The organism is Bacillus sp. MT94, assembly GCF_058792475.1.
Window position 1 is genome coordinate 427,685 of record NZ_JBXAEZ010000005.1, and the last position, 22,573, is coordinate 450,257.

19 protein-coding genes are annotated in these 22,573 nt (G+C 35.2%); 3 read left to right on the forward strand and 16 right to left on the reverse strand.

Annotated elements, in window-relative coordinates:
- Positions 1-68: 68 nt before the first annotated feature.
- The 9 genes from AC1Q51_RS20260 to AC1Q51_RS20300 form a co-directional block, all read right to left on the reverse strand.
- Positions 69-260 carry a DUF378 domain-containing protein gene (locus AC1Q51_RS20260; protein ID WP_000670804.1) on the reverse strand — a complete coding sequence of 64 codons (192 nt, stop codon included), beginning with the start codon at positions 258-260 and terminating at the stop codon, positions 69-71.
- A gap of 89 nt (positions 261-349) precedes the next feature.
- Positions 350-1,417: a glycoside hydrolase family 113 gene (locus tag AC1Q51_RS20265; RefSeq protein ID WP_000739781.1), complete on the reverse strand. Its 1,068-nt coding sequence runs from the start codon at positions 1,415-1,417 to the stop codon at positions 350-352.
- A gap of 201 nt (positions 1,418-1,618) precedes the next feature.
- The gene (locus AC1Q51_RS20270) at positions 1,619-1,858 is read right to left on the reverse strand and encodes a cupin domain-containing protein (RefSeq protein ID WP_000997182.1); all 240 of its coding nucleotides are present in this window, start codon (positions 1,856-1,858) and stop codon (positions 1,619-1,621) included.
- A 293-nt stretch (positions 1,859-2,151) separates the two neighbouring features.
- Positions 2,152-2,979 (reverse strand): helix-turn-helix transcriptional regulator, encoded by an 828-nt coding sequence (locus AC1Q51_RS20275; protein WP_061660427.1) that lies wholly within the window; start codon positions 2,977-2,979, stop codon positions 2,152-2,154.
- 552 nt (positions 2,980-3,531) lie between these two features.
- Positions 3,532-5,922 (reverse strand): penicillin acylase family protein, encoded by a 2,391-nt coding sequence (locus tag AC1Q51_RS20280; RefSeq protein WP_065229095.1) that lies wholly within the window; start codon positions 5,920-5,922, stop codon positions 3,532-3,534.
- Between the two features lie 102 nt (positions 5,923-6,024).
- On the reverse strand, positions 6,025-9,444 hold the full coding sequence (locus AC1Q51_RS20285) for a DUF4132 domain-containing protein (RefSeq protein ID WP_492331680.1): 3,420 nt from the start codon (positions 9,442-9,444) through the stop codon (positions 6,025-6,027).
- A 112-nt stretch (positions 9,445-9,556) separates the two neighbouring features.
- Complete coding sequence (locus tag AC1Q51_RS20290; protein WP_000312097.1) at positions 9,557-10,333, reverse strand: DnaD domain-containing protein; 777 nt, start codon at positions 10,331-10,333, stop codon at positions 9,557-9,559.
- Positions 10,334-10,783: 450 nt separating this feature from the next.
- Positions 10,784-12,583, reverse strand: coding sequence for an S-layer homology domain-containing protein (locus AC1Q51_RS20295; protein ID WP_492331681.1), 1,800 nt, complete (start codon positions 12,581-12,583; stop codon positions 10,784-10,786).
- A 322-nt stretch (positions 12,584-12,905) separates the two neighbouring features.
- On the reverse strand, positions 12,906-13,364 hold the full coding sequence (locus AC1Q51_RS20300) for a hypothetical protein (RefSeq protein ID WP_492331682.1): 459 nt from the start codon (positions 13,362-13,364) through the stop codon (positions 12,906-12,908).
- A 282-nt stretch (positions 13,365-13,646) separates the two neighbouring features.
- On the opposite strand from AC1Q51_RS20300, the gene AC1Q51_RS20305 reads away from it, so the two are divergent.
- Positions 13,647-14,354, forward strand: a complete 708-nt coding sequence (locus AC1Q51_RS20305) for a DNA alkylation repair protein (RefSeq protein WP_400513670.1) — start codon at positions 13,647-13,649, stop codon at positions 14,352-14,354.
- A 104-nt stretch (positions 14,355-14,458) separates the two neighbouring features.
- On the opposite strand, the gene AC1Q51_RS20310 is transcribed toward AC1Q51_RS20305, so the two are convergent.
- The 7 genes from AC1Q51_RS20310 to phaZ form a co-directional block, all read right to left on the reverse strand.
- Positions 14,459-14,797 carry a DUF3895 domain-containing protein gene (locus AC1Q51_RS20310; protein ID WP_001071899.1) on the reverse strand — a complete coding sequence of 113 codons (339 nt, stop codon included), beginning with the start codon at positions 14,795-14,797 and terminating at the stop codon, positions 14,459-14,461.
- A 593-nt stretch (positions 14,798-15,390) separates the two neighbouring features.
- Positions 15,391-16,122 (reverse strand): M15 family metallopeptidase, encoded by a 732-nt coding sequence (locus AC1Q51_RS20315; protein ID WP_000241993.1) that lies wholly within the window; start codon positions 16,120-16,122, stop codon positions 15,391-15,393.
- 48 nt (positions 16,123-16,170) lie between these two features.
- A complete protein-coding gene (locus AC1Q51_RS20320; RefSeq protein WP_072939055.1) occupies positions 16,171-17,406 on the reverse strand; it encodes a CapA family protein in 1,236 nt (411 codons plus the stop codon).
- A gap of 569 nt (positions 17,407-17,975) precedes the next feature.
- Positions 17,976-18,176, reverse strand: coding sequence for an NETI motif-containing protein (locus AC1Q51_RS20325; RefSeq protein WP_000166303.1), 201 nt, complete (start codon positions 18,174-18,176; stop codon positions 17,976-17,978).
- Positions 18,160-19,356 (reverse strand): MFS transporter, encoded by a 1,197-nt coding sequence (locus AC1Q51_RS20330; RefSeq protein WP_000062798.1) that lies wholly within the window; start codon positions 19,354-19,356, stop codon positions 18,160-18,162. The genes AC1Q51_RS20325 and AC1Q51_RS20330 overlap by 17 nt, the downstream gene beginning before the upstream one ends.
- A 118-nt stretch (positions 19,357-19,474) precedes the next feature.
- Entirely contained in the window at positions 19,475-19,708 is a 234-nt protein-coding gene (locus AC1Q51_RS20335; RefSeq protein WP_000554159.1) for a hypothetical protein, read from the reverse strand.
- A 61-nt stretch (positions 19,709-19,769) separates the two neighbouring features.
- Positions 19,770-20,672, reverse strand: coding sequence for an intracellular short-chain-length polyhydroxyalkanoate depolymerase (gene phaZ, locus AC1Q51_RS20340; protein ID WP_000594883.1), 903 nt, complete (start codon positions 20,670-20,672; stop codon positions 19,770-19,772).
- Between the two features lie 189 nt (positions 20,673-20,861).
- On the opposite strand from phaZ, the gene AC1Q51_RS20345 reads away from it, so the two are divergent.
- Together AC1Q51_RS20345 and AC1Q51_RS20350 are read left to right on the forward strand one after the other, a co-directional pair.
- Positions 20,862-21,278 (forward strand): MarR family winged helix-turn-helix transcriptional regulator, encoded by a 417-nt coding sequence (locus AC1Q51_RS20345; RefSeq protein WP_000343675.1) that lies wholly within the window; start codon positions 20,862-20,864, stop codon positions 21,276-21,278.
- 15 nt (positions 21,279-21,293) lie between these two features.
- The gene (locus AC1Q51_RS20350; protein ID WP_001190318.1) at positions 21,294-22,493 is read left to right on the forward strand and encodes an MFS transporter; all 1,200 of its coding nucleotides are present in this window, start codon (positions 21,294-21,296) and stop codon (positions 22,491-22,493) included.
- The last annotated feature ends 80 nt before the right edge of the window (positions 22,494-22,573 follow it).

Here is a 22,573-nt window from a genome sequence, read left to right on the forward strand (position 1 = left end):
TTATGAACATATAAAAAAGTGTTAAGTACATAATCGTACTTAACACTCTAATAATGAAAGAATAATAGCTAATCGTTCGTAAAGAACCGATCAAAAATTTGATAAATAGCAGAGAGACCAATGAGCCAATAAATAGTGTCCACAAGCGCCGGCATAGAACCAAACCATTTCTCAACTACATTGTAATCTAACGCTACAAATAACCAATTCAAACCGCCAAGAATCACCAAAATTACTGTAAGGTAAGACAAAAATTTCATTATGATTGCCCCCTAGGTGATAAGATGGTGAAAGGCCTTTCACTAGAAATATATGTAGTAAACTTTAAAACTTACCTATTTTATAAAATTTATTTTCGGTACCACCCGTTAATAACTGCCTCTGCTTCTTTACTATGTATTTGATACGGATGTGTACTATCATTAGAGCCAATAAACCAAATTGAAAAACCTTTAAAATATGGTTTCGGTTCTAATACATCGCGGTAAGCACGCCATCCATTTAATTGTACATCTTTCGAAAACACATTTGAAACATCTGGATTCCATGGATTTTGTAATCCAAGTTCACGTGCTGGAACGTTAAATCCACCGAAGTAAACTGGCTTTCCTGTTGCATTATGTAATTGTTCCAATTGCTGAACAACATTTTGCCCACGATTATATACTGTTGTCGCAAATAAACTTTGTTTCACTTCTTCATATGTTGGATTCCTTTTTCCTGAAACTTCAAACCAACTATCTATGCTAACAATATCCACCTTTTTTAAATACGGGCGATTGATTTTTTCTTTAAACTTCGCTTCATAAGAAGAGTCCCAACTTGCTGTTAACCACCAGTTCATTTGATACAAAACATTTCCTTTATACTGATTACGAACAAAATTAATTGTATCGCTCCAGTATCCTTCTGCATACTCCATATTCACGAAATTAGAAGCAATCTTTAGTCCATACACATTGTATTTACTTGTAATGGAATTAAAAATATCTTGCAGAATAACCGTCTTCCAATTCCAGAAGAAATCATTAATGTTACTTGGGTTCCATTCTGTCTCTCCAACATTCCCCTGCTGAATATACGGGAACGGTTCCACTATAACTTGAATATTACGCTTTAATAATTCTTGAATTAAAATAATAGCTTGTTGCTTTTGCGCTTGATTAATTACCATATTCGTAGAAGTCACATTCGGGATATCCACTTGAATCGGTACATTTACTGTATTTAAATTTAAGCGCTCCACATCCGCTAATACTTTCGCTACATTTCCAACTTCCCATACTGTTACGTTTCCTGATTTGATTTTTCCAGATTGAACAGTATTTACATCTGCCTGTACATTTCCTTGAAAACAAAAAGAAAACAACATAATAAACACTCCTAAAAAACTTATTAAACTCTTATTTTTCTTCACAACTTTCCCCCTATAATTTTTGGCTTTCTTGATTATTTTATACAACGTTTCATATATATTCCACAAAAAATCCAATAAATTTTTATTGATAAAAATGCTATTCATCCTTTATTCACATCTTACTCATACTAAGCTCCTAAAAATAGTAAGATAAATAAAAAAGGAACGGATTTCTGCTCCTTTTTTATCTTTTTACGATTATCAATCCATTTCCCTTTTAGGCTCTACCAACATGATGTGGGATTCCTTTTCAGTGAAAGGTTTATGCTCAACGCCTCTCGGGACAATAAACATCTCGCCCTTAGAAATTTTCACCTGTCCATCACGGAAATCGATGAACATCTCCCCTTCAAGCACAATAAATAGCTTATCCGTATTAGGATGCTCATGCCATATAAAATCTCCATTAGCTTTAAAAAGCTGAATTTGATCATCATTCATTTCACCAATCACTCGTGGATACCAATAATCGTTAATTTTAGATAACTCGTCATTTAGTTTAATAGGTTGGTAATGGATAATAATCCCTCCTCATTTTTAACTTCCACTATATTACAATAATCTAAGTAAAAAAGTCGTCATTACGCTTAAAAAGAAAATGCTCCGGCCAGAACTTTTCATTCAGATAGTACAAAGGAGTGATTTCAATGAAAGTTCTTTCAATCCAATGTTTCCTTTAACTCTCCATAAGTATAGAACAGTGATTTTCAAATAAGAATGGACCCCTGTTGACATTAGTATGGATTATTGATGAACTTCTCGCGATATTTAGTAGGCGAAATGCCAACTCGCTTCTTGAAAACTCTACTAAAATAAAAAGGGTCTGCGATTCCAACAGCCTGCGCAATTTGTTGTACAGGCACACCACTTGTACATAACATTTTTTGAGCCATCTTTATACGATAGTTCAATACATATTCTGCTGGCCCCATACCTGCATGCTTTCTAAACACGTAAGAAAGACGATTTCGATTAACATTATTTTGTTCTGTAAGCGTATGTATTGTAATATCTTTATAATAGTATTTACGAACGTAACTAGATATTCGTTCGAATAAAGTATGCGACTCATAGTTGTTTTCTCTATTGACAACACTTAATAAAGCTTCATTCAACGCTTCGCGAAACAGCATTTCGGTCTGAAGCATCGAAATGCCTCCACGCTGATTATACACATCCCAAAGACGCATAAGTAATTCGACAAGACGAGGAGATTGTCCTGTTAATAATTCAAAATGCTGATGAGTAAAGCCAGAGTCTTCTCGTTCTGAATTGCTTATCTGATATAAAACAAGAATATATTCCCAGTTTATTTCACCAAGCATTTTATGGGCTAATGTCATTTTTGCACCCCCATGTATAACTTTTCCTGGGGAAAGGATATACGGCGTACCATTAAATTGAAATTGCGTCTTCCCTGTAAGTGGAAATACAAATCCTGGGAAAGAATCTGTAGACTCAGCACAAGGCACACCTGGATTTTTAGCATAACGATATACTCCTTCTACTCGGAAAGGATTATTGGCAAGATACTCTGCTAACTCATTCACGTCCAACTTCACAATGCACGCCTCATTTCAATAATAGTTTTCTTGTAATTCGCGAGATTAATTGGTGTACATTCTGGGCAACGCTAAACTAAAAATAGTACATACGACTTAACAAGATCTGGTTATTAACCTATAAATATATTGTTTTTCATTTATTGACAAAAGTATCCTCCCTATATTATTGATAATGATTTTCATTGTAGTTTGATAAAAAAACATTTGTCAAGTTGGATGGCGTAGAAAAATGACGAAACAAGGGGTACAGAGGGACCGTTCTGTTGCAAATAATACCTGGTCTTTGTTAACTAATTCCCCTCAAAACTGGAATAATCATGTTAATAGTTGTAATGGCTTTATTTGTTACAGCACTTGCAGCATGTGGAAATAATCGTAATCCTGAAGAAGTTGCTACAGCGTATTTCGAAGATGGAAACAGCCTACTATCAAATTAAATGATAGTAGGCTGGCTGTTAAAATTATTTAAGAACTGGGTTATGTTCTAAATGATAAGCTTTCATTATCAAAAAGATTATTACTAGTCCCTCCACAAACAAAAACACCCTATCACTTCGGTTCTAAATTTAGCACCTTCCCCTCTATTCCCTCCGTATTCAATGTAGTCGTATGATACGTTCCACTTACCCAATCATCTATTTGATCATGATACCAATCGCTTCTAAAATGTCCCGATTGTCCTGGCCCTACGATATGATAACCGTTTGACATATCTTTCGTATCAATAACAAATCGCCAAGAAGCCCCGTGATTTACAATGCCGTTATCGCCGTAACTCGCTGCTTGAACGGTAACTTGACTTCCGCCAATTGGAACTGGTTTCTCACGATTAAAAGCGAGTAACGCTAACATACTAGATGATTTCGAAATTGGATGTGTAAAAGCGAGTTGATGATAATCGCCCCACTTCCAGGCCCCAACATCGGGTCCATATTCCTTCTGCAATTTCTTCATTACATTCTCGTACGATGTATGCACAACTTTTGTGAAACCTCCGTACTTAGAAAACCATGCACTATTTTCTCCTGCTACTTGTTTCCGGATTAATTCATCCACAACTTGTGACTTCCCTTTAAATAACTCCATTACATCTTTCGGTATTTCTTTTGAAAATAACGTATTTGAAATCTCTTTCATTAATAAATGGAATATTAATGGTGCCGCTTCATCTTTACTATCGTAAAAATTCCACTTTGTTAATTGGTTTACACCTTCTTTCTCTACCTCATTTAAAGATGCTTTATTTAACTCTTTTAAAAATATAGGAGTAAACTCTTTCCCGTATAAATTCTTTTGATCCATCTGTAACTCTTCTAAATCTTTCACCGTATACTTTTCCTTCTCTTGCAAAAATTCTTGAATACGCATTTGCCTATATGGCTGTGCCCACGTATTGCTAATATGGTACGGATAATCATCATCAACAATTTTATTATTCGCAGTTGAAATAAAACCTTCTTTCGGATTTATAACTTTCGGCAGCTGATCAAATGGAATATATCCTTCCCATTCATATTCATCTGTCCATCCTGGAACAGGCAAGCTACCATCGCCTTTTTTACGCACTGGTATATTTCCATTCGCTTTATAAGCAATCGTGCCATCGTTTGATGCAAACACAAAGTTTTGCGTTGGTGTATGGAAATCTTGAAGAGCGGTTTCAAACTCCGTCCAGTCTTTTGCTTTGTTCATATTTAATACAGCTTTTAACTCAGCTGACGGTTCTAAAGCTGTCCACTTTAAAGAGAATACGGTTTTCGTTTTCTCCTTCCCCTTATTCGCAAACTCTGAAATTACTGGTCCATGCCTCGTAATTGTAACGTTATAAGGAATTGTCTTCCCGCCTTTTACTTTAATAGACTCGTCTACAACGGTAGCTTTCTCCCATTTATCGTTATACAGAAATTCATTTTCATTATTAGGATTTCTCTTCTCAATATATAAATCTTGCACATCAGGCCCTGTATTCGTAACGCCCCACGCTATTTTGTCATTGTGTCCTAATATAACACCTGGTACTCCAGCGAAAATAACGCCACTCACATTTAAACCTTGCATTTCAAGTCTCGTTTGATACCAAATAGAAGGCGTCGCAAGAGATAAATGAGGATCATCTGCTAAAATTGGCTTACCTGATGCACTCTTCTCACCGCTCACAACCCAGTTATTACTACCGTTAAACTCCGGCGGAATTATCGTTTTTGAAAAACTTTGCGCTACGTCCACATTTGTATTTTTCAGTTCAGCTAGCAATCTAGGAGCATCTTTCGGATATTTAGGAAATAGCTCATTTGCTTGCTCTTTCGGAAGGTTTTTCAGCGCCCAATATCGAAACGCCTGTCCATGCCAATGTCCTCCTAAGTCAAACGCCATATACTTCCCGATCGTTAAAGTATCAACAATTGACCACTCAGCAGGTTCATAACCTAATATAGTAAACTCAACTGGTAATTTCTTTTCCTTTTTCGCCTCACGTATAAAAGCGTTCACCCCATCAGCAAATGACTGCAGGGCATATTTTGCTTCTCCATCATATTGACTAACTGAAGCTTCTGCCGCTCGCCGTAAACCGAGTGTTCGAAACAATTTATCTCGGTCAACAGCTGCTTCCCCAACAACTTCACTTAACATACCAGAAGCTTGTCTTCTACTTAAATCCATTTGAAACAACCGATCTTGCGCTTGTACATACCCTTGTGAAAAATATAAATCATGTGCATTTTCCGATTTAATATGCGGGACACCTTTACTATCCCGCTTCACCGTAACAGCGTGTTGTAAATCCTCTAGCTTTATCGTTCCATCTATCTTTGGCATAGATTTCAGCGTATATATATTCAAAAAAATCGCAGCGGAAATAACTAACAAGAGAACGATACTACTAGCCCAAATAAAAATTCTTCTTCCCCTTTTTCGTTTCTTCTTTATAACTACCTCCATATAACCACCCCTTTCTCACACTATTCGCTTCTTTTTGAGAATGAACCTTTTAAAAACATTAAAAAACCCCCTTCATTTTCCTACCAATGAAGGGGGTCTTTCTTATCGTTTGCTACGCCAACTTTCATTATGCCCAAGATTTGCACCTGTCGCTACTTGCACATCATATAACATTTCACTAAAGAAGCGTTTATCTACTTCTTTTGGTACAATGCGTCTTTCATCATCAATTTCATCGTACTCATATGAACCACGATTTACTGTACCTGCTTTATAAAATTGAATGTCAAATACACATACATCTTCTTCATCTTCATAACCAATCAGCGCTCCGCTAAATGACAATTGCACTCCTAATCCGTTACAAGTATCTTCTTTGTAAAATGTATAATACACACCGCCATCTTGAACAGATCCACGGATCCATCCAAGCTTCGTCATCTTACCGAATAACGAACGACCATTTAGTAAAATACCACCAAATCTCTCAATAGCACTCTCATCATTCTCTTCTACTACAAACATTGGACGCTCAATTTGTAGGAACGGCTGAACAATTCCCGCACTTTCTAATTGCTCTTTCCATAATTCCTTCTCCGCCCCAGACAATTCTAACGGATGAACGAAACCAATAACAGTGCCAAATGAAAGTTCATAACTCTTCCCTTCAATTGTACAGAACACGCCACCTTCTGCATAACGGAATGCGTTCAGCAACTTCCCTTCCTTATACTCACCCCAAATGAGTGAAATAGAAAATTGCTTCATAATTGAATTATCCATAAATACAGACTTCCATGCATTATGTGACCAATAACGCTTTAACGAAAGTGCCGCTTCTAATCGTTGTTTTTGCATTGAAAGAGTAGTTCGGAGCTCCTTCTTTAAAGAGGCTAATTCTTTTTTAGCCTCTTCAGCCTTTTCTACATCATCTTTTGCATTCGGCTTTGGAAGTGACTTCATACGTTTTCCTTCCTCTGTCTCTAATTCAATTTTTGACTCTGTAGTTAAAATGGCAGTAAAACTTCGATTCCCGAAATCAATTATCTTTTCACCATGTATAGTAAAGCCAAGGTCCGGCACCAATTGATCTTCCAGCTCTTCCTCTGTTATACCACGTGTTTTCGCAGCAAGACTTAGGGCTTCTTTTGCTGCATTACGTACTTGCTTATGTTTATATTTAAATGCTATTGCATGAATAGACATAAGTGCAAGCTTAGATGAAGACAAACCTAAAGCACGAACGGCATCCGCTGCTATCTTTCCTCTCATTTGAAGCACCCATTCATCAATTTGCTTTATAAGTATGTCGACCATTTTGTCGTCACTATACATTCCGTATAACGAAAGAATTCCACGCTTCTTCACATCTGCGTCTTGAGAAATCCATATTTGATATATTGTTTGCACATATTCTTTTAAGTCCTCTTCATTTAAAGCTCTACCAATTACTTCTGCCGTTTCTTTCTTCTCAATAACAGCATCTGAAATATACTGTTGTAAATAGGCTAACGGAATTGCAGCATCAGCAATTTCATTAGAGTCACGTAAACGGATTTGTGGCTCATCCCCAATCAATTGCAGAAGTGAATTTCTTGTTTGTTCCGTTAAAATACGTGCACATAGTTCTTCGATCTTTTCTTCCTCCGTTTGAAATAAAAACGACAATTTTCCTGCGAAAGATGCATTTTTACTTTCTTGCAAAGCTTCCTGTACAAGTTTCGTATATTTTTCAAGCTTATACTCTATTAGTATTTTCATCACATTTTCACGAACAATCTTCTTTTTATTATGAAGTTCAACTGCTACATCTGCTGCAGCTTCTATATCTTTTGAAAGCAGTTTAACTACAGACTCACGCATTTTTTTAGATGAATCTCCTAAGCTTTTAATTAAAATCGGACGCATTTTAACCATGTTATCCTTTGCTAACTCTTCTAAAATATATGCTTTTGCCATAGCAGAATACTCATCAAACCGTTCAATTATATATGCTTGTTCTTTTACAATTACACAAACAAGCGCTTCCTTCGCCTTATTTCTCTCTTCACTGTAGCATGCAGCTTCTTCAACTGCATAAGCGATAAGTTTTTCCTTACTTAACCCATACGAAAGCAGATCTTCTAATACTTGTTTCGGCTCTACTCCTCTGACAGAACATTCGTAAAGAAGTTCGTATAAATTAACACTATCATCATCTCCAAACTGTAGTGTAAGTACAGCTTCCCTTTTCGCTACATCATCTATATCCCAAAGAAGCGCAACCTCTAACACCGGCATACCCCAATACATACTTCTATATTTCGGATTTTTAAGTATTTGCTCCATATCCTCAAGTGACAACTTCCCTAGTAAATAATCACAATATGTATCCCGCACTGTAGACAATTTAATTTGCAAAGCAGCAACAAAAAATTCTTCTCGCATTTTCCCTCTATTTAGCTCATATCCTTTTTCGGCTAGCGTTCGTGCGATGATGAGATAATTCATTTTACTTACATATTGCAAAGTTTGTTGAATAAATTCAGGGTTTTCCTCCAACATAAAGCATAGCAATTCATATTCATACGTCTTACAAAAATCCTCACTATTCAAATCATGTTGCCTTAGACGATGCGCAAAAAATCTTTCCTTAGAAATCCAAAACTGTGTACAAAAACTTTGAATTTCTTCATACGTTTCTCTATTTACACTACCAGTTTTTTTGTGGTTTTGAGACTGACCGAGAGTGTGACACATATAACGTGTTGCATAGTTTATAAAACCCCAAACATTTTTCTTCGCCAATATCTCAATATATCGCCTCGCAACATTCGAATGTTTATGAACACAAAATAATAGCCGCCAAATATGTTCCGGTAAATTCCCACCTATAAATACTTCACTATCATCTTCACCTTTTAAATACCGTTTAACTGCTTCAACCTTTTCCTTTTCCTTTTCCCCTAGCAGTTTCAATATAAATTCTGTATGTTCTTCTAACCTCTCATTCAATAAAGAACTATATGTACGAAACTTTTCATACTCTACATCAAACATTACGAGAAGTAATGTTAATTGCTGTTTAGTTGGTAAAGTATGTAATTGTTCCTCTATATAGTTCGGTTTCTCTTTTGTTAACTCTCTAAGAAAAACATCTGCTTCATTGACGTAACTTGAAATACTAGATAAATACCTACATGCAATTGCTACAAGTTTGTCCAAAGGTAGTGCACTTTTTTCTAAATAAACCTTCATTTTAGAAAAACTGACATGCGCAAAACGGACTACAAGAACATTTAATAATTGCTCCTCGAGTATATGATAAAATAACCGAAAGAAACCCGGATCTTGTTTATGTACTTTCCTAAAATCGTTTATAAATCGCTCCGCAAAATCGCTTCTTTTTTGATCACGAATCGTCGTTAGTTCAATATCTTTTAAAATCTCTTCTTCTTTTGTCTGTAAATATCGTAGTGATAATTGTTCCTGTTCTTCTGTCATATTAATATATTGAAACAACTCAGATGTACTAGTAGTCAAACTTTGTACCCCCCGCATCTTTTTATCTATTATAAAAATACCCTTATTTAATGGTAGTATAGCATAAAACCCACGAAAAACGAACGTACATTCTACATTAAATTAATGTAAATTAAAATACACTACTCAACATACATTTCCTTCTCTCTAAACTTCCCATTACACACTTCTCCCCACTAAAATCCTTTAACTTTTTGCTACACCAATTCCTCAAAATCCCCTTCACATAAGCTAACGTTTTCTTATTATTTTCAAACGCAATTTTAAGTGCCTCTAACACTTTCTCTCCAGAAAGTCTTTGTATCCAATTCTTCAATTCTTTCACAATATATGGGGATAAACTACTAATATTTTGTTCATAAAACTTATAAACTTCACTATTTGGAACGTTCTCTTCTATACTTTCTACCTCTTCCGCTTCTTCTTTCTCTTCAATAACTACTTGTGAACTACTATTATCCTCTTCTTTTGGCATACCAAAATGCTGCAATAATAATGGAATCGTGTATTCTTCTTCAAGGCATTTACGTAAAAAGATATGTATGAACTCATTACTTTTTACAGTCTTTAACTCACGTAATACGCACTTTTCTACATTCGTATTTGAAATAGGGTTATAGTGTAACCAGTTTATTATGAATACCTCTTTCGTTTCCGTATCATATAAAATCTTTCCATACTCAACAAACCTGTTTAGCAACTTCTCAACAGTCTCCATACTATAACCTGTTTCAAGCTCTGCCACACGCTTCGGTAATATGTAAATACCACATTGCTTCGTTTTCGTACCAGTTAACAAATATATGTAAAAATAACGCTCCTCTGGCGTTAAATCTAATATGAATTCATCTTGCCAAAAGTTCACCTGCACATTACGGTATACCGCCATATGTTTCCCTCCACTCTTTGCTAGTAAATAGGAAGATTTTAATCCTTCATTATAAAAATAGGAATGCGGGAATGGTTTTGGCATTCGAATTACAATTTTTTTTACTACTACAACGCCGGTTTCATTTTTTCGTGCTTGTTTTGTTCTTGTAGTTGTTTTTGTTTTTGTTTTTTCTTAGTGATTTATTACTTGGTAGGGACTTATGAGGGGCTTGGAAGGGCATTCTGCATTACAATCTATGAAATACAATTTGTTCTTCCTACTAAATAGGAGCTATTCCAAATTATTATTTTGGATAGCTCCTTTCAAATTCTTCTTATTTTTTACTTCTACCAATGTCAGCTTCTACATACAATTTATTCTGCTATTTGCAGGCAGTAAAACCCTCATTTCAAAATTCGGTGAATAAACTGCTCGATTGCAACGCGAGTGGCCCCACTGATTAAAGTTTTATTTTTGCATTGAATCTAACATCTTCACAATAAAAGCAGCTGCCTGACCACGAGTCGCTGTACCTCGGGGATCAAACTCATTATTTCCAACACCATTAACTACCTTTAAGCTGTATAATCGTTGAACCGATTCTTTATATGTTATTAAATGCTTATCTGTAAATGGTAATGCTACTAACTCACCTGGAATTCCTTTGTATCGTAATGCTTTGTCAATCATAATAGATACTTCTTCACGAGTAATTGGTGAGTTAGGATCAAAAACCCCTTCACCACGACCATTAATAATTCCTGCACTTGCACAACGTTTAATACCGTCATGAAGTGATGGATGTGCCTCATTAATATCTACAAATGACTTATTTCCCTCTGGTAGTTTAAGAGCATTCGAGATTAATTTCGCAAACTCCGCTCTCGTTACATTTCGATATGGCGCAAATACACCATTGCCTTCGCCTTGCATAATACCTAGACTGTTTAATTTACGAATATGCCCTTCAAACCAGCCACCTGTAATATCATCTTTTGGTTTTTGTACTTCTTCCTTAGGCTTTTGTACCTCTTCCTTTGGTACATTGTAGTTAATTTTAATCCAACTTGGGTCATAGAAAATCCATTCTCCATTACCTACTTTATACCAACCATTTTTAACCGCTAATACTTTGTAACGATCTCCGTTTGAAGCTTTACGTACAACACGATGTTCAATACCCGCATCACTACGTACATTGATGCCACTACCATTTACCACTAGTTCCATGCTAGGTTCAGCTGGATTATTTTCATTTGGATTAAATGAGTCATTTTTATCTTGTAAAGGAGTATCAATCTGCGCATTTATATTTGCATACCACTGAATTCCTTGTACGAAACCAGCCCAATTACCACGTGAAATTAAAATGTCAGGACATTTTTTCCCGCTCCATTGTTGATGCTTGTAAATATGATCTGCACCAATTCCTTCTTTGTTCATTAAATAACCCGCAAGTCGTTTTGCATTTTCTAAAGCTTTATTGTAATCACCGTCTTGGTTAACCGCGATCTCGATACCGATAGACTCCCTGTTTCCTGATCCATCTCCATCTCCTGCATGCCAACCGTTTTCGTTTGTTGGTAAGTGTTGATAAATTTGTTTATCGTCTACTGTAAAATGCCATGAAGCTGTTCGGAACGTCCCCTCTGTTGCTTGTTTATACAAATATTTCGCATGATTTTCAGCATTAGCACCAGCGGCCGTATTTGCCGTCTCATGGATTGTAATGTAACGTGCTTTCATCGGATTTGCAGGACGAATATCAGAGTTTCCTGCTGGAACAATCCACTCTACAAATGGAACTCCTGCAAGTGTTCCATATTTCTTCGTACTCGGTGCACTATATTGAATACCTCTTGGCTTTGCAACAGGTTTCATTTGACGATCAGATCCATCATTTCGACCATCTACAGATTCAAATGCCTTTTCAATATTTAAAATAGCTTCCTTTTCTGCTACTTGCCCCTTCTTTGCATCTTTCATTTTGTTTAATTCTTCTGTTTCATCATGTTTATGCTTATATTCTTCTAAAAGCATTTTTTCATTTTCAGACACTTCTGCTTCGTTAACTTGTACATAATCAGGAACTTCCAACTTGAAATTAGAATAATTTAATCCGCTCGTTCCATGTTCTCCTTGGGCAATATTTAGTTGATCAGTTTGAGCTTTGTTTATCTCTTCTGCTGATGCTGATAAAGGTACACTCCCTAAAATCACTAGACTTGTTGATAGTGCGATTACTTGTTGTTTGATTGTCTTATTCATTATTATAAATAGATATACACACATTTTCGCCGTGTATATATCTCAACCTCCTTTTGTTGTCACATTAATTTTAAAAATACAAATCTATTATGTACTTCTAATATATTTTCTTTTTATTTATATATTTAAATTATATTATTTTATGCCCGTTAAGAAAATATTTATATGTCATCCCTACAAATGAATTTCATCTAACATACTTTTTACAAAATCCGTCAACAAAAATTATTTTACAACTAATTACCAATACCGTCAAAAGCATTTTCAACAATCCACACTTTAATAGCTATAGTAAATGCTATTTCTTTCACATTATATACTATTACAAATTACCTTTAACTTGTCCGACAATTTCGTTTATCGTATTTCGATCAAACTTATCACTAATTTCGTATGGCTCACGATCTCCTACGAATTGCACGCCTACAATATCATTGCGATCCTTACCGTATTGCACTTCAATAATAGATCCACGCTCTATTTGTTTCCAAATGAGACCTACTTCATCTTTATTATCTAAAATAATGCAGTCTTCAATATTTTCATCAATCCCAATTAACTTGTTATCATCTATATATCCAATCTCGTATTGTTGCCGTTCTTTCGCTTTTCCGCTTACTAGTATACCTTTGCTACCATATGAGTAATCCGTATAGTCCTTTTTCTCCTTTTGTACCCCTTTCGGCTTTTGTGCTTCAGCTTTTTCAGCAGCTCCACAACCTGTAATAAGACTGATTGGCATAACCATAGTTAATACTACTCTAGTAAATTTCTTTATCATTTATAACTAACCTCACATACTTAATTTAAAATGCTATTTATTTCCTTATTATAAAATAACATGATAATACAGAGAAAGAGCCAAAGATAAAATATTATTTACATCCGTATTGTCCCTCCCTTTACATTAATATAGTACCCTCATAAGTATGAATAGCTAGGCTTTCAAAATTAATACGGGAATATTATAGAAAGTAGACATCCTACTCACATACGATTAGTATTAGAATTGAAAATATATAAACTAGATGATTACTTATATTAAGGAAGGAAGTGCACAGCTATGGATTTTAAAACAGTCATGCAAGAGCTTGAAGCCCTTGGTAAGGAAAGAACAAAAAAAACATACATCTCTAACGGTGCACACGAGCCGGCTTTTGGCGTAGCTACAGGTGCTATGAAACCAATCGCTAAGAAAATAAAAGTAAATCAAGAGTTAGCTGAGGAACTTTATGCTACAGGTAACTACGATGCTATGTACTTTGCAGGCATTATTGCAGATCCAAAAGCTATGAATGAGTCTGATTTTGATCGCTGGATGGACGGGGCATATTTTTATATGCTATCTGATTATGTGGTAGCAGTAACTTTATCGGAGTCAACTATCGCCCAAGACGTTGCGGATAAATGGATTGCAAGTGGGGATGAGCTACGAATGTCAGCGGGCTGGAGTTGCTACTGCTGGCTTTTAGGAAATCGCAAAGACAATGAATTTGCCGAAAGCAAAATTTCCGATATGCTTGAAATTGTAAAAAATACAATTCATGCTGCGCCAGAACGAACAAAATCTGCTATGAATAATTTTATAAATACTGTAGCAATTTCATATGTGCCACTACACGAAAAAGCAGTCGAGACTGCAAAAGAAGTTGGTATAGTTGAAGTAAAACGTGATAATAAAAAAAGCAGTTTGTTAAATGCTTCCGAAAGTATTCAGAAAGAAGTCGATAGAGGAAGAGTTGGTTTCAAACGTAAATACGTTAGATGTTAGATTATTAAAAAAGGTGTCAATCAAGAAAGATTGGCACCTTTTTTTAATGTAGAAGTAGAAAATGGACTACCTCCCTAAAAATCATTCATTTCCCTCTTTACAACTTATATGTTAGAAATTTCTTCTTTCACTTTATACACCCTATCTCTTTTCTCATCGTTTTTAACAAAAGTAAGCTTTCCTTCTGTAACAAAGCCTTCCAACGCTAAGCATACTTGTCCATATGCTTTTGGCTTATTCGTTGTAAATCTTTCGTCTGATATTTTACCAGATCGTATTAACTGTTCGCATAGCTCCAATGCACTTATTTCTTCAGAATCCATTAATTCCAATATATCTTTTTGCAATGTTGATAAAGGTGCAGGTATCTCGGCTACCTCTACCTTTTCTTGTTTATTTTCTTTTTCGTCTTCAAATAAATCTTCAAATGAAATTTGATTCATTACATCTTTTCCTTTCTCACAACGAATTTGCTTAACATGAACTGAACCCTATATGTACTAGAACTTTTACATTTAGTTATTGTTATGTAGTCCTTACCTCTTTACATAGATTTTATAACTCATGTACATTATTTTAAGTAGTATATTTCCATTATACCAAATATACGTTCTGTCATCTATTGTAGAATTCGTTATTACTGAACTGAAATCAATAGTGAATATCCGGTGCACAAATCATGCAAACAAAAAAATGCTAATCGCATTGTTTGAACTACTTCCACATGTCTATCAAGCTAAGAAAAACGAACATCCAAAATAAAAAAGCGAGGTTACTATTGTAGTACCTGAAAAGCAGGCAGTCTTTAAGGCTTAGTTAAGTAAGTATTCTATGTTGTGAATGAAAAAGGATCTGATATGAATATCAGATCCTTTTTCATTGCTTCTTTTATAAATGTAACTTTTTTATACATACATCGTTTCACACGATAACTGGTTCATACGTGCTTACATTATCATACACTGTTTTCGCAATTCTAGGAGGAAGATTAACACACCCTCCAAATCTGACTTTTTAATAGAATCAAAGTGTATTTTTACTTACCAGACTTAATTTTTTCGTTATATTCTTCTAAAGTTAACCCTTTTTCTTTTAGATAAACAGCAACTTCTTTTCCTACATAACGATAGTGCCATGGCTCATACTTAATGCCAGTAATATTCTCTTTATCTTTTGGATAGCGGAGAGTAAATCCATACTCTGCAGCATTCTTATCTAACCATTTGAATGCATCGGTAGTTTCAAATTTTGCATTTAAATCTTCTACAGTATTCTGCCATTCAACTGAAATAATGTCTAACGCTAATCCAGTATGATGTTCACTTGCACCAGGATACTGAAGATATTCCAATGCTTTAGCACTAGCTTCTTTGTCCGACAAACCTTGAGATTTATAGCTTTTAACTGAAGCATCATAATACGTTTGTTGTAATTTTATAGCTCGATAACCTGATCTTAAATAAAGATTGATTCCCTCTTTTTTTGCAGCTGCTACCATATCCTGATAGGAAGTTGCAATTCTACTATCTATTTTCATATTCGGCTTAGCATTTTGGGTAATACTTGTTAATTCAATTCCTAGTTCCTTTGATAACATATGCTCTCTATTTACAAGAATAATTCTCCAATCATTAGGATCAGAGATAGGTAAAACATCTTTTTTATTCGCATGTATCTCTTTTTTATTTTTATCGTTATTATTAGTAGTTTCCTGAGATGTTTGCTTTCCACTACAAGCAGCAAGACTCCATCCCATTGCCAATACCAATGCTAAAATTATAAATTTTTTAATTGTATCTCATTCCCTTTTTGTTTATTAGTCTTTATACCAATTTCCCAACACGTCTCTAGGAATCTCCTTGAAATCCTTCAAAGAAACGGGGCCGACAAATTTTTTAATTCCATGTTTTTTAGACTCTTCATCCGAATAATCTTTTAAAAATTGAATTTTAAATTGTTTCTTACCATCAGCGTAGTCGGTTACTGTCGGTACGATTGCCGCTTGTCGTATACCAAAAGTTTTATCTTCATACTTGACGAATTGTATATAAGATAGTCCTCCAACCAATGTTTCTAATTTTTCTTGCGCAGAAATAAGATTTCCAAGAGAATAATAGATTAGCGTTTCATGTCCATCTTTATTTTGTTTCCACTCAATTGGTTGAATTACATGTGGATGATTTCCAATTACTACATCTACACCTAAATCTGTTAAATATTGAGCAACTTCTTTTTGTTGCTTTGAAGGTGTTGAGGTATATTCTACTCCCCAATGCACCATAACAATCACCATATCAGAGCTACTCTTTGCCTTTTCCACATCATTTTGTATCGCTTTTTTATCAATTAAATTTAAAGCCCAAGACTTATCAGCTGGAATTTTAATTCCATTCGTACCATATGTATAATTTAGTAACGCAAAGCGAATACCATTTTTTGTAATCGTTTTTATTTCATTACGCTCGTTTTGACTCCCATTAATGCCTACTGGGATAACATCCGGATATTTCTTCCAGTATTCTCTTGTATTCGCAACACCTTTAATACCCATATCCATAGCATGATTTGTCGCTTGAGTCACTATATTGAATCCAGTGTCCACTAAAGATTGGCCTACTTCTTCAGGTGTATTGAAAGTCGGATATCCCTGTACTTTTAGATTATTTCCTGCAATTGGAGTCTCCTGGTTCACGATAGCAAGATCACTTGATTTAACAGCTTTTTTGATATTTTCATAAATATAGTTATAATCATATGAACCGTCTTTTTGTTTGCCATCTTTAATTACTGCGTCATGATATAAATTATCACCCGTTGCTATTAAATTCACAACCGATTTTACTTTTTTATCTTCCGTAAAATTAGGAGACTGTTGGATAGGACTCTTCTCTACCCAATTTGGTGCTTTTAATGATGTATCTATATTAGATTCAGCCGGTGGTAATGAAGCTTTAGATGTCTTAACATCTGTATTACCACAAGCAGTTAAAAGCACTAAAAAAATAAGGCATAATAAAAAAAACTTTTTACTTCTCTGTAAAGTATCTAACATGTGATCCTCTTTTCTGTTTTATTACTTATAACCAGTTCTAACAAATCATTCTTTAAAACAACGTATTTTGGTTTTACCCTTAATTATGGAAGGACACTCTGTTACATCTGCTTCGGAATATACAGATAATCATTTTCCATTCTCTAGCAATCTATCAATTCCATCAGGATGTCGACTAGTTTCATATACCTGTTCCAATTGCAGTAACTCGTTTAATCTAAACAAGATAGAAGAATAGTTCATATAGCCTCTTCTCTTGCTTTACGTTTGTGAGTGGCTCCAAAAAGAGGGGATCGTTGCTGTACCCCCTTTAAATATTATGGAATCTTTGTAACTAATTTCTTTACGTTAAGCGACAAACATTATACCGATAACAATAAGTAAGACCCAAGAACTTATTTTACCAATATACGAAAAAAGTAGCAATCTTTTGACCCATATAATGAAGCCAATTAGGAGAAATGAAAGGGAGATTCATTTTAATTAATTCCTTCCTTCATTGATTAATAAAAAAACAAGCCACCCAGCTATTGGATGGCTCTATACGATAAAGAGAATTTGTTATTGGATTACTTCAATTTCCCTTCAAAAACAATCTTCCTACCGCACGGCTCAACTACTGTTTTGCCGTCTTTCTTTACTTCATGAAAGATCGGCTCTTCCATACGACGAGACGGAGCGTAGCCTTCTTGTTCCATACGTGCTAAGCAGTCTGTAATTGTTTCATTTTCAAGTACTTCAAATTTCTTTTTATTAGGTTGTTTTGTCATGCCCTAACCTACTTTCTATTTTTCTTGATGCGAATTGATTCTTCATGTAGACCATGTATAACATTGCTAGAATTCCCATTATAATCATAACCGCAATAAAAAAGCTTGTATACTGTATTTTTTCTATAAATACGCCGCCTAATACAGGCCCCATAATACTTCCTAAACTAAAAGCGATTCCGGATAATATATTACCTGCCGGTAGTAAGTGTCTCGGTAATAAATCAGTCATAAATCCAAGCCCTAAAGAGAAACACGATCCAATAACCATACCCGCTAAAAGCATGCAGGCAAAGACGATCCAGTAATATTGATCAAATACGGCGGCAAGTAGAAAAATGCCCGTACTTATGCTAAACGTCCAGGTTAATATACGATCCCTTCCGTATTTATCACTCAATATACCGAGCGGAATCTGTGTAATAATACCCCCAACTGCAAATGCTGGTAATAAGAAGGATACATCTGAAACAGACCACCCTTTACGAAGTGCGTATACTGGTAAGTTACTATTTAACATCGCCTCAAGTACACCGTATGCAAGTGGTCCTAGTAACGCAATCCATCCTAATCCAACAACTTGTTTATAACGAGAAAATGATGATTCACTCTTCACTTCTCTTTCATCTTGCGCTGGGAATGCATTTTTTGTTGGTAATAGTAACAGCCAACCTATTAGACAAAGTATAGTAGATATAATAAATGGCGTTGCAAGACCGTACTGTACAGTGCTTGCTAAATACGGACCAACGGCAAAACCAATTCCGAAGAATACACCGTATATCGATACTTGTCTCCCTATTTTACTTGGGTCCGATGTTGTCGTAATCCATGTTTGTGTTCCGACATGAAGCATATGATCTCCGACTCCAACTAGAAATCTAAGGATAAACCATACCCAAAATGAAAATGTTTGTGTAAAAAAGAATAATGAAATAATAACGAGAAACCCACCTATAACAATAATTGGCTTCATTCCAAACCTTTGCATCGGTTTTTCAAGAAACGGCGAAATAACTAATATCCCGATGTACAATGCCGTCGCATGAATACCGTTAATACTTGAACTAACCCCTTCTTGTTCAAAAATCATTGCAATGGCAGGTAAGAGCATTCCTTGTGATAAACCAGAAATTGCTACAATCCCAACCATAATCCAAAATGTAAAACGCATTGACATCCTTTGTCCCTCTCCTTCTCACGCTTCCACTTTTCATTATAAACTGTTTCTGCAAATGCGTGTACGAATATTCGCAATAAAAAACAAGCTAAAAGAATGAATCTTTTAGCTTGTTACCTTATCCTTCCCAAACTTGTGCTTTCACATTGTTATGAAATTGCTTAAAGTATGGATGTTTATAAAAAGCAGTTTCATATAAGTATTGCTGTGCGTTAGCGATTGGTGGCTGCGGATATTGCATTTGTAAAGGAACTACAGCTGGCGAAACTTGCATATACAGCGGTTTTATCATCATTTTTGTATATGCGTAATGATTATATGGCGAATAAGCGATGAAAAATGGTTGATGCATTGATAATCTCCCCTTTAACATACAAATGTTATAGTATATGCAATACTGTTCATTTCGGGGATTATTTCTGTTCTAACCAATTCTCTACATGTTTTATAAATACATCTAAACAATCAATAAACGGCGAGTGTCCGCAATCTTCTAATACCTTCAACTCTGCATTTTGCAAATGTTTCGCTAATTCCTCACCGACTACTTGCGGAACGACATAATCTCTATCGCCTTGTATGACGAGTGTTGGCGCTTTAATACGATGAATTTGCTTACTTCCCTCTACAACCCCATTATATTCATCTGAAATATTAAATGTAATGAGCGCATAATTCACATCTACGAAATTACGTTGCGTTAACATATCATCTAAATACTTTTCATAACGGTCCGGTTCAGGTTGGTTATGCGTATATATTAATAGATTCCATACTGTACGGTAATATAGTTTGTTCATATTTTTTATCGCGTCTAATACTGGAGCGATTTGTACTGGATCTTGTGCAATTTCTTCTTTCGTCTTTACTAAACTTGATACAATCGGCTGCCCATTCGTATCTTTTTTAAAGATTGGGTAACCTTTCATTCCTACTGATTCTACTAAAATTAACTTTTCTACAAAAGTTGGGTGGTTCGCTGTAAATTGCATCGCAACGCCACCGCCCATTGACCAGCCCATTAATGAGAATTTCTCTAGCTTTAACTCGTCGATAAATAATTTTACATCTTCTGCAAAGTCTTGTAATGAATCTATCGATTGATTATACGTTGATTGTCCAAACCCTCTTAAATCAAGAGCGTAAATATGGTATTGATCTTGCAACTTTTCAATAACTAAATCCCAATGTTGTGACGATGTCATGTTCCCGTGAATGAGTACAAGAATATCTGTATTTCGCCTTCCAACTTCCTGATATGCAATCGTTTCTCCGTTCGATAGTGAAACAAACTCCATTGTTGCAGGCTTAATCATCACAAGTTCCCCCATTCTATTTAATAGAAAGAAAATTCTTTACTTAATTAAAGAATAGCACGTAGAATGTACGTTCGCAACATAAAACCTATAAGAATTTTTTACATAAATCAACATGTCTATTACTAGACAATTATTATAAAAAAGTATATAGTTAGCTAGGTAACTAATTTGAAAGGATCAAAATACATGGACGAAAAACAACATTTTTTTCACATCGTCAGCCAGACTTCTCGAAAGTTTACGAAGAAATTTAATGAACGTGTATCTCCAACAGGGTTATTTAGTGCGCAATGGGCTGTTATTTTCCGCATTAATCAAACTGGTTCTTGTACGCAAACAGAATTGTGCCAGTATTTAAATGTTGAATCACCAACGATGACTCGTACGTTAACACGTATGGAAACGATGGGATGGATTATTCGTACAGAAGGTAAAGATCGCCGTGAGAAGCTCATTTCTTTATCCGAAACAGCGATAAAGATGATTCCAATATGGCAAGAAGAAGTTGATACTTTCGAAGAAAAAACGCTAGAAGGTATTAACGAAGATGATTTACATCAAGCATTTCAAGTGTTACAACAAATTATTAAAAATTTAGATTAAATTGGAGGGATGACGATGCAAAGTGAGAAACTTTGGACGAAGGATTTCCTCGGAACTTGTTTTAGTAGTCTATTTCTCTTCTTAACATTTTACATGCTTATGACTACTCTACCTGTCTATGTAATAGACGGCCTAAAAGGAAAACCTGAGGAAATTGGTTTAGTTGCAACTGTGTTTCTTATTTCTTCTGTTTTATGTAGACCATTCACAGGAAAATGGCTCGATGATTTAGGAAGAAAGAAAATATTATTTATTTCACTTTCATTATTTTTAGCCGCTACTGTTATGTATTTCGGTGCGCAAAGTTTATTCTTATTACTTGCCCTTCGCTTCTTACACGGTATTGGGTTCGGGATGGCAACGACAGCTACTGGTACGATCGTAACTGATGTTGCGCCAGCTCATCGACGAGGCGAAGCACTTGCATATTTCGGCGTATTTATGAGTCTGCCGATGGTAATTGGTCCTTTTTTAGGTTTAACAATTATTTCTCATTTTTCGTTTACTGTGTTATTTATCGTTTGTTCCGTATTTTCATTACTTGCATTTTTATTAGGACTACTTGTAGATATTCCACACGAAGCACCTGTTAGCAAACAAAAACGTGAAAAAATGAAATGGAAAGACTTAATCGAACCATCTTCTATTCCAATTGCACTTACAGGATTTGTTTTAGCCTTTTCTTATAGTGGTATTTTATCCTTTATTCCTATTTATGCGAAAGAACTCGGTTTAAGTGAAATTGCAAGTTACTTCTTTATTTTATACGCACTTGTTGTTGTCATTTCTCGTCCATTTACAGGAAAGATTTTTGATCGCTTCGGTGAAAATGTACTCGTTTACCCTGCTATCATTATTTTCACAATCGGAATGTTCATATTAAGCCAAGCACAAACTTCATTTTGGTTCCTTGGCGCAGGTATGCTAATCGGTTTAGGTTACGGAACATTAATTCCGAGTTTCCAAACGATTGCGATTTCTGCCGCTCCAAACCATAGACGTGGTTCTGCGACAGCTACGTATTTCTCATTCTTTGATAGTGGTATTGGCTTTGGTTCTTTCATTTTAGGTATTGTCGCAGCGAAATCCAGTTATCATAATATGTATTTTATCGCAGCTATTATCGTTGCGTTCACTTTACTTTTATATTATGGATTACACGGACGAAAACAAAAATTCAAGAAACAACCTACAGACGGAAAAATTTCCGCTTAACGTTAATAAGGAAAGTAAACTTCCCCGTTTACTTTCCTTATTTTGTATTTCTTTCAAGACGAGCGTATACTTATAGTAGA

Bases quoted from the DNA above. Each gene is read 5' to 3' on its own strand.
- AC1Q51_RS20310 (WP_001071899.1), bottom strand. From the start codon at position 14,797: ATGAATCAAATTTCATTTGAAGATTTATTTGAAGACGAAAAAGAAAAT.
- AC1Q51_RS20335 (WP_000554159.1), bottom strand. From the start codon at position 19,708: ATGCATCAACCATTTTTCATCGCTTATTCGCCATATAATCATTACGCA.
- AC1Q51_RS20345 (WP_000343675.1), top strand. From the start codon at position 20,862: ATGGACGAAAAACAACATTTTTTTCACATCGTCAGCCAGACTTCTCGA.
- AC1Q51_RS20305 (WP_400513670.1), top strand. From the start codon at position 13,647: ATGGATTTTAAAACAGTCATGCAAGAGCTTGAAGCCCTTGGTAAGGAA.
- AC1Q51_RS20320 (WP_072939055.1), bottom strand. From the start codon at position 17,406: ATGTTAGATACTTTACAGAGAAGTAAAAAGTTTTTTTTATTATGCCTT.
- AC1Q51_RS20325 (WP_000166303.1), bottom strand. From the start codon at position 18,176: ATGACAAAACAACCTAATAAAAAGAAATTTGAAGTACTTGAAAATGAA.
- AC1Q51_RS20350 (WP_001190318.1), top strand. From the start codon at position 21,294: ATGCAAAGTGAGAAACTTTGGACGAAGGATTTCCTCGGAACTTGTTTT.
- AC1Q51_RS20260 (WP_000670804.1), bottom strand. From the start codon at position 260: ATGAAATTTTTGTCTTACCTTACAGTAATTTTGGTGATTCTTGGCGGT.
- AC1Q51_RS20290 (WP_000312097.1), bottom strand. From the start codon at position 10,333: ATGGCGGTATACCGTAATGTGCAGGTGAACTTTTGGCAAGATGAATTC.
- AC1Q51_RS20330 (WP_000062798.1), bottom strand. From the start codon at position 19,356: ATGTCAATGCGTTTTACATTTTGGATTATGGTTGGGATTGTAGCAATT.
- AC1Q51_RS20270 (WP_000997182.1), bottom strand. From the start codon at position 1,858: ATGAATGATGATCAAATTCAGCTTTTTAAAGCTAATGGAGATTTTATA.
- phaZ (WP_000594883.1), bottom strand. From the start codon at position 20,672: ATGATTAAGCCTGCAACAATGGAGTTTGTTTCACTATCGAACGGAGAA.
- AC1Q51_RS20280 (WP_065229095.1), bottom strand. From the start codon at position 5,922: ATGGAGGTAGTTATAAAGAAGAAACGAAAAAGGGGAAGAAGAATTTTT.
- AC1Q51_RS20300 (WP_492331682.1), bottom strand. From the start codon at position 13,364: ATGATAAAGAAATTTACTAGAGTAGTATTAACTATGGTTATGCCAATC.
- AC1Q51_RS20295 (WP_492331681.1), bottom strand. From the start codon at position 12,583: ATGAATAAGACAATCAAACAACAAGTAATCGCACTATCAACAAGTCTA.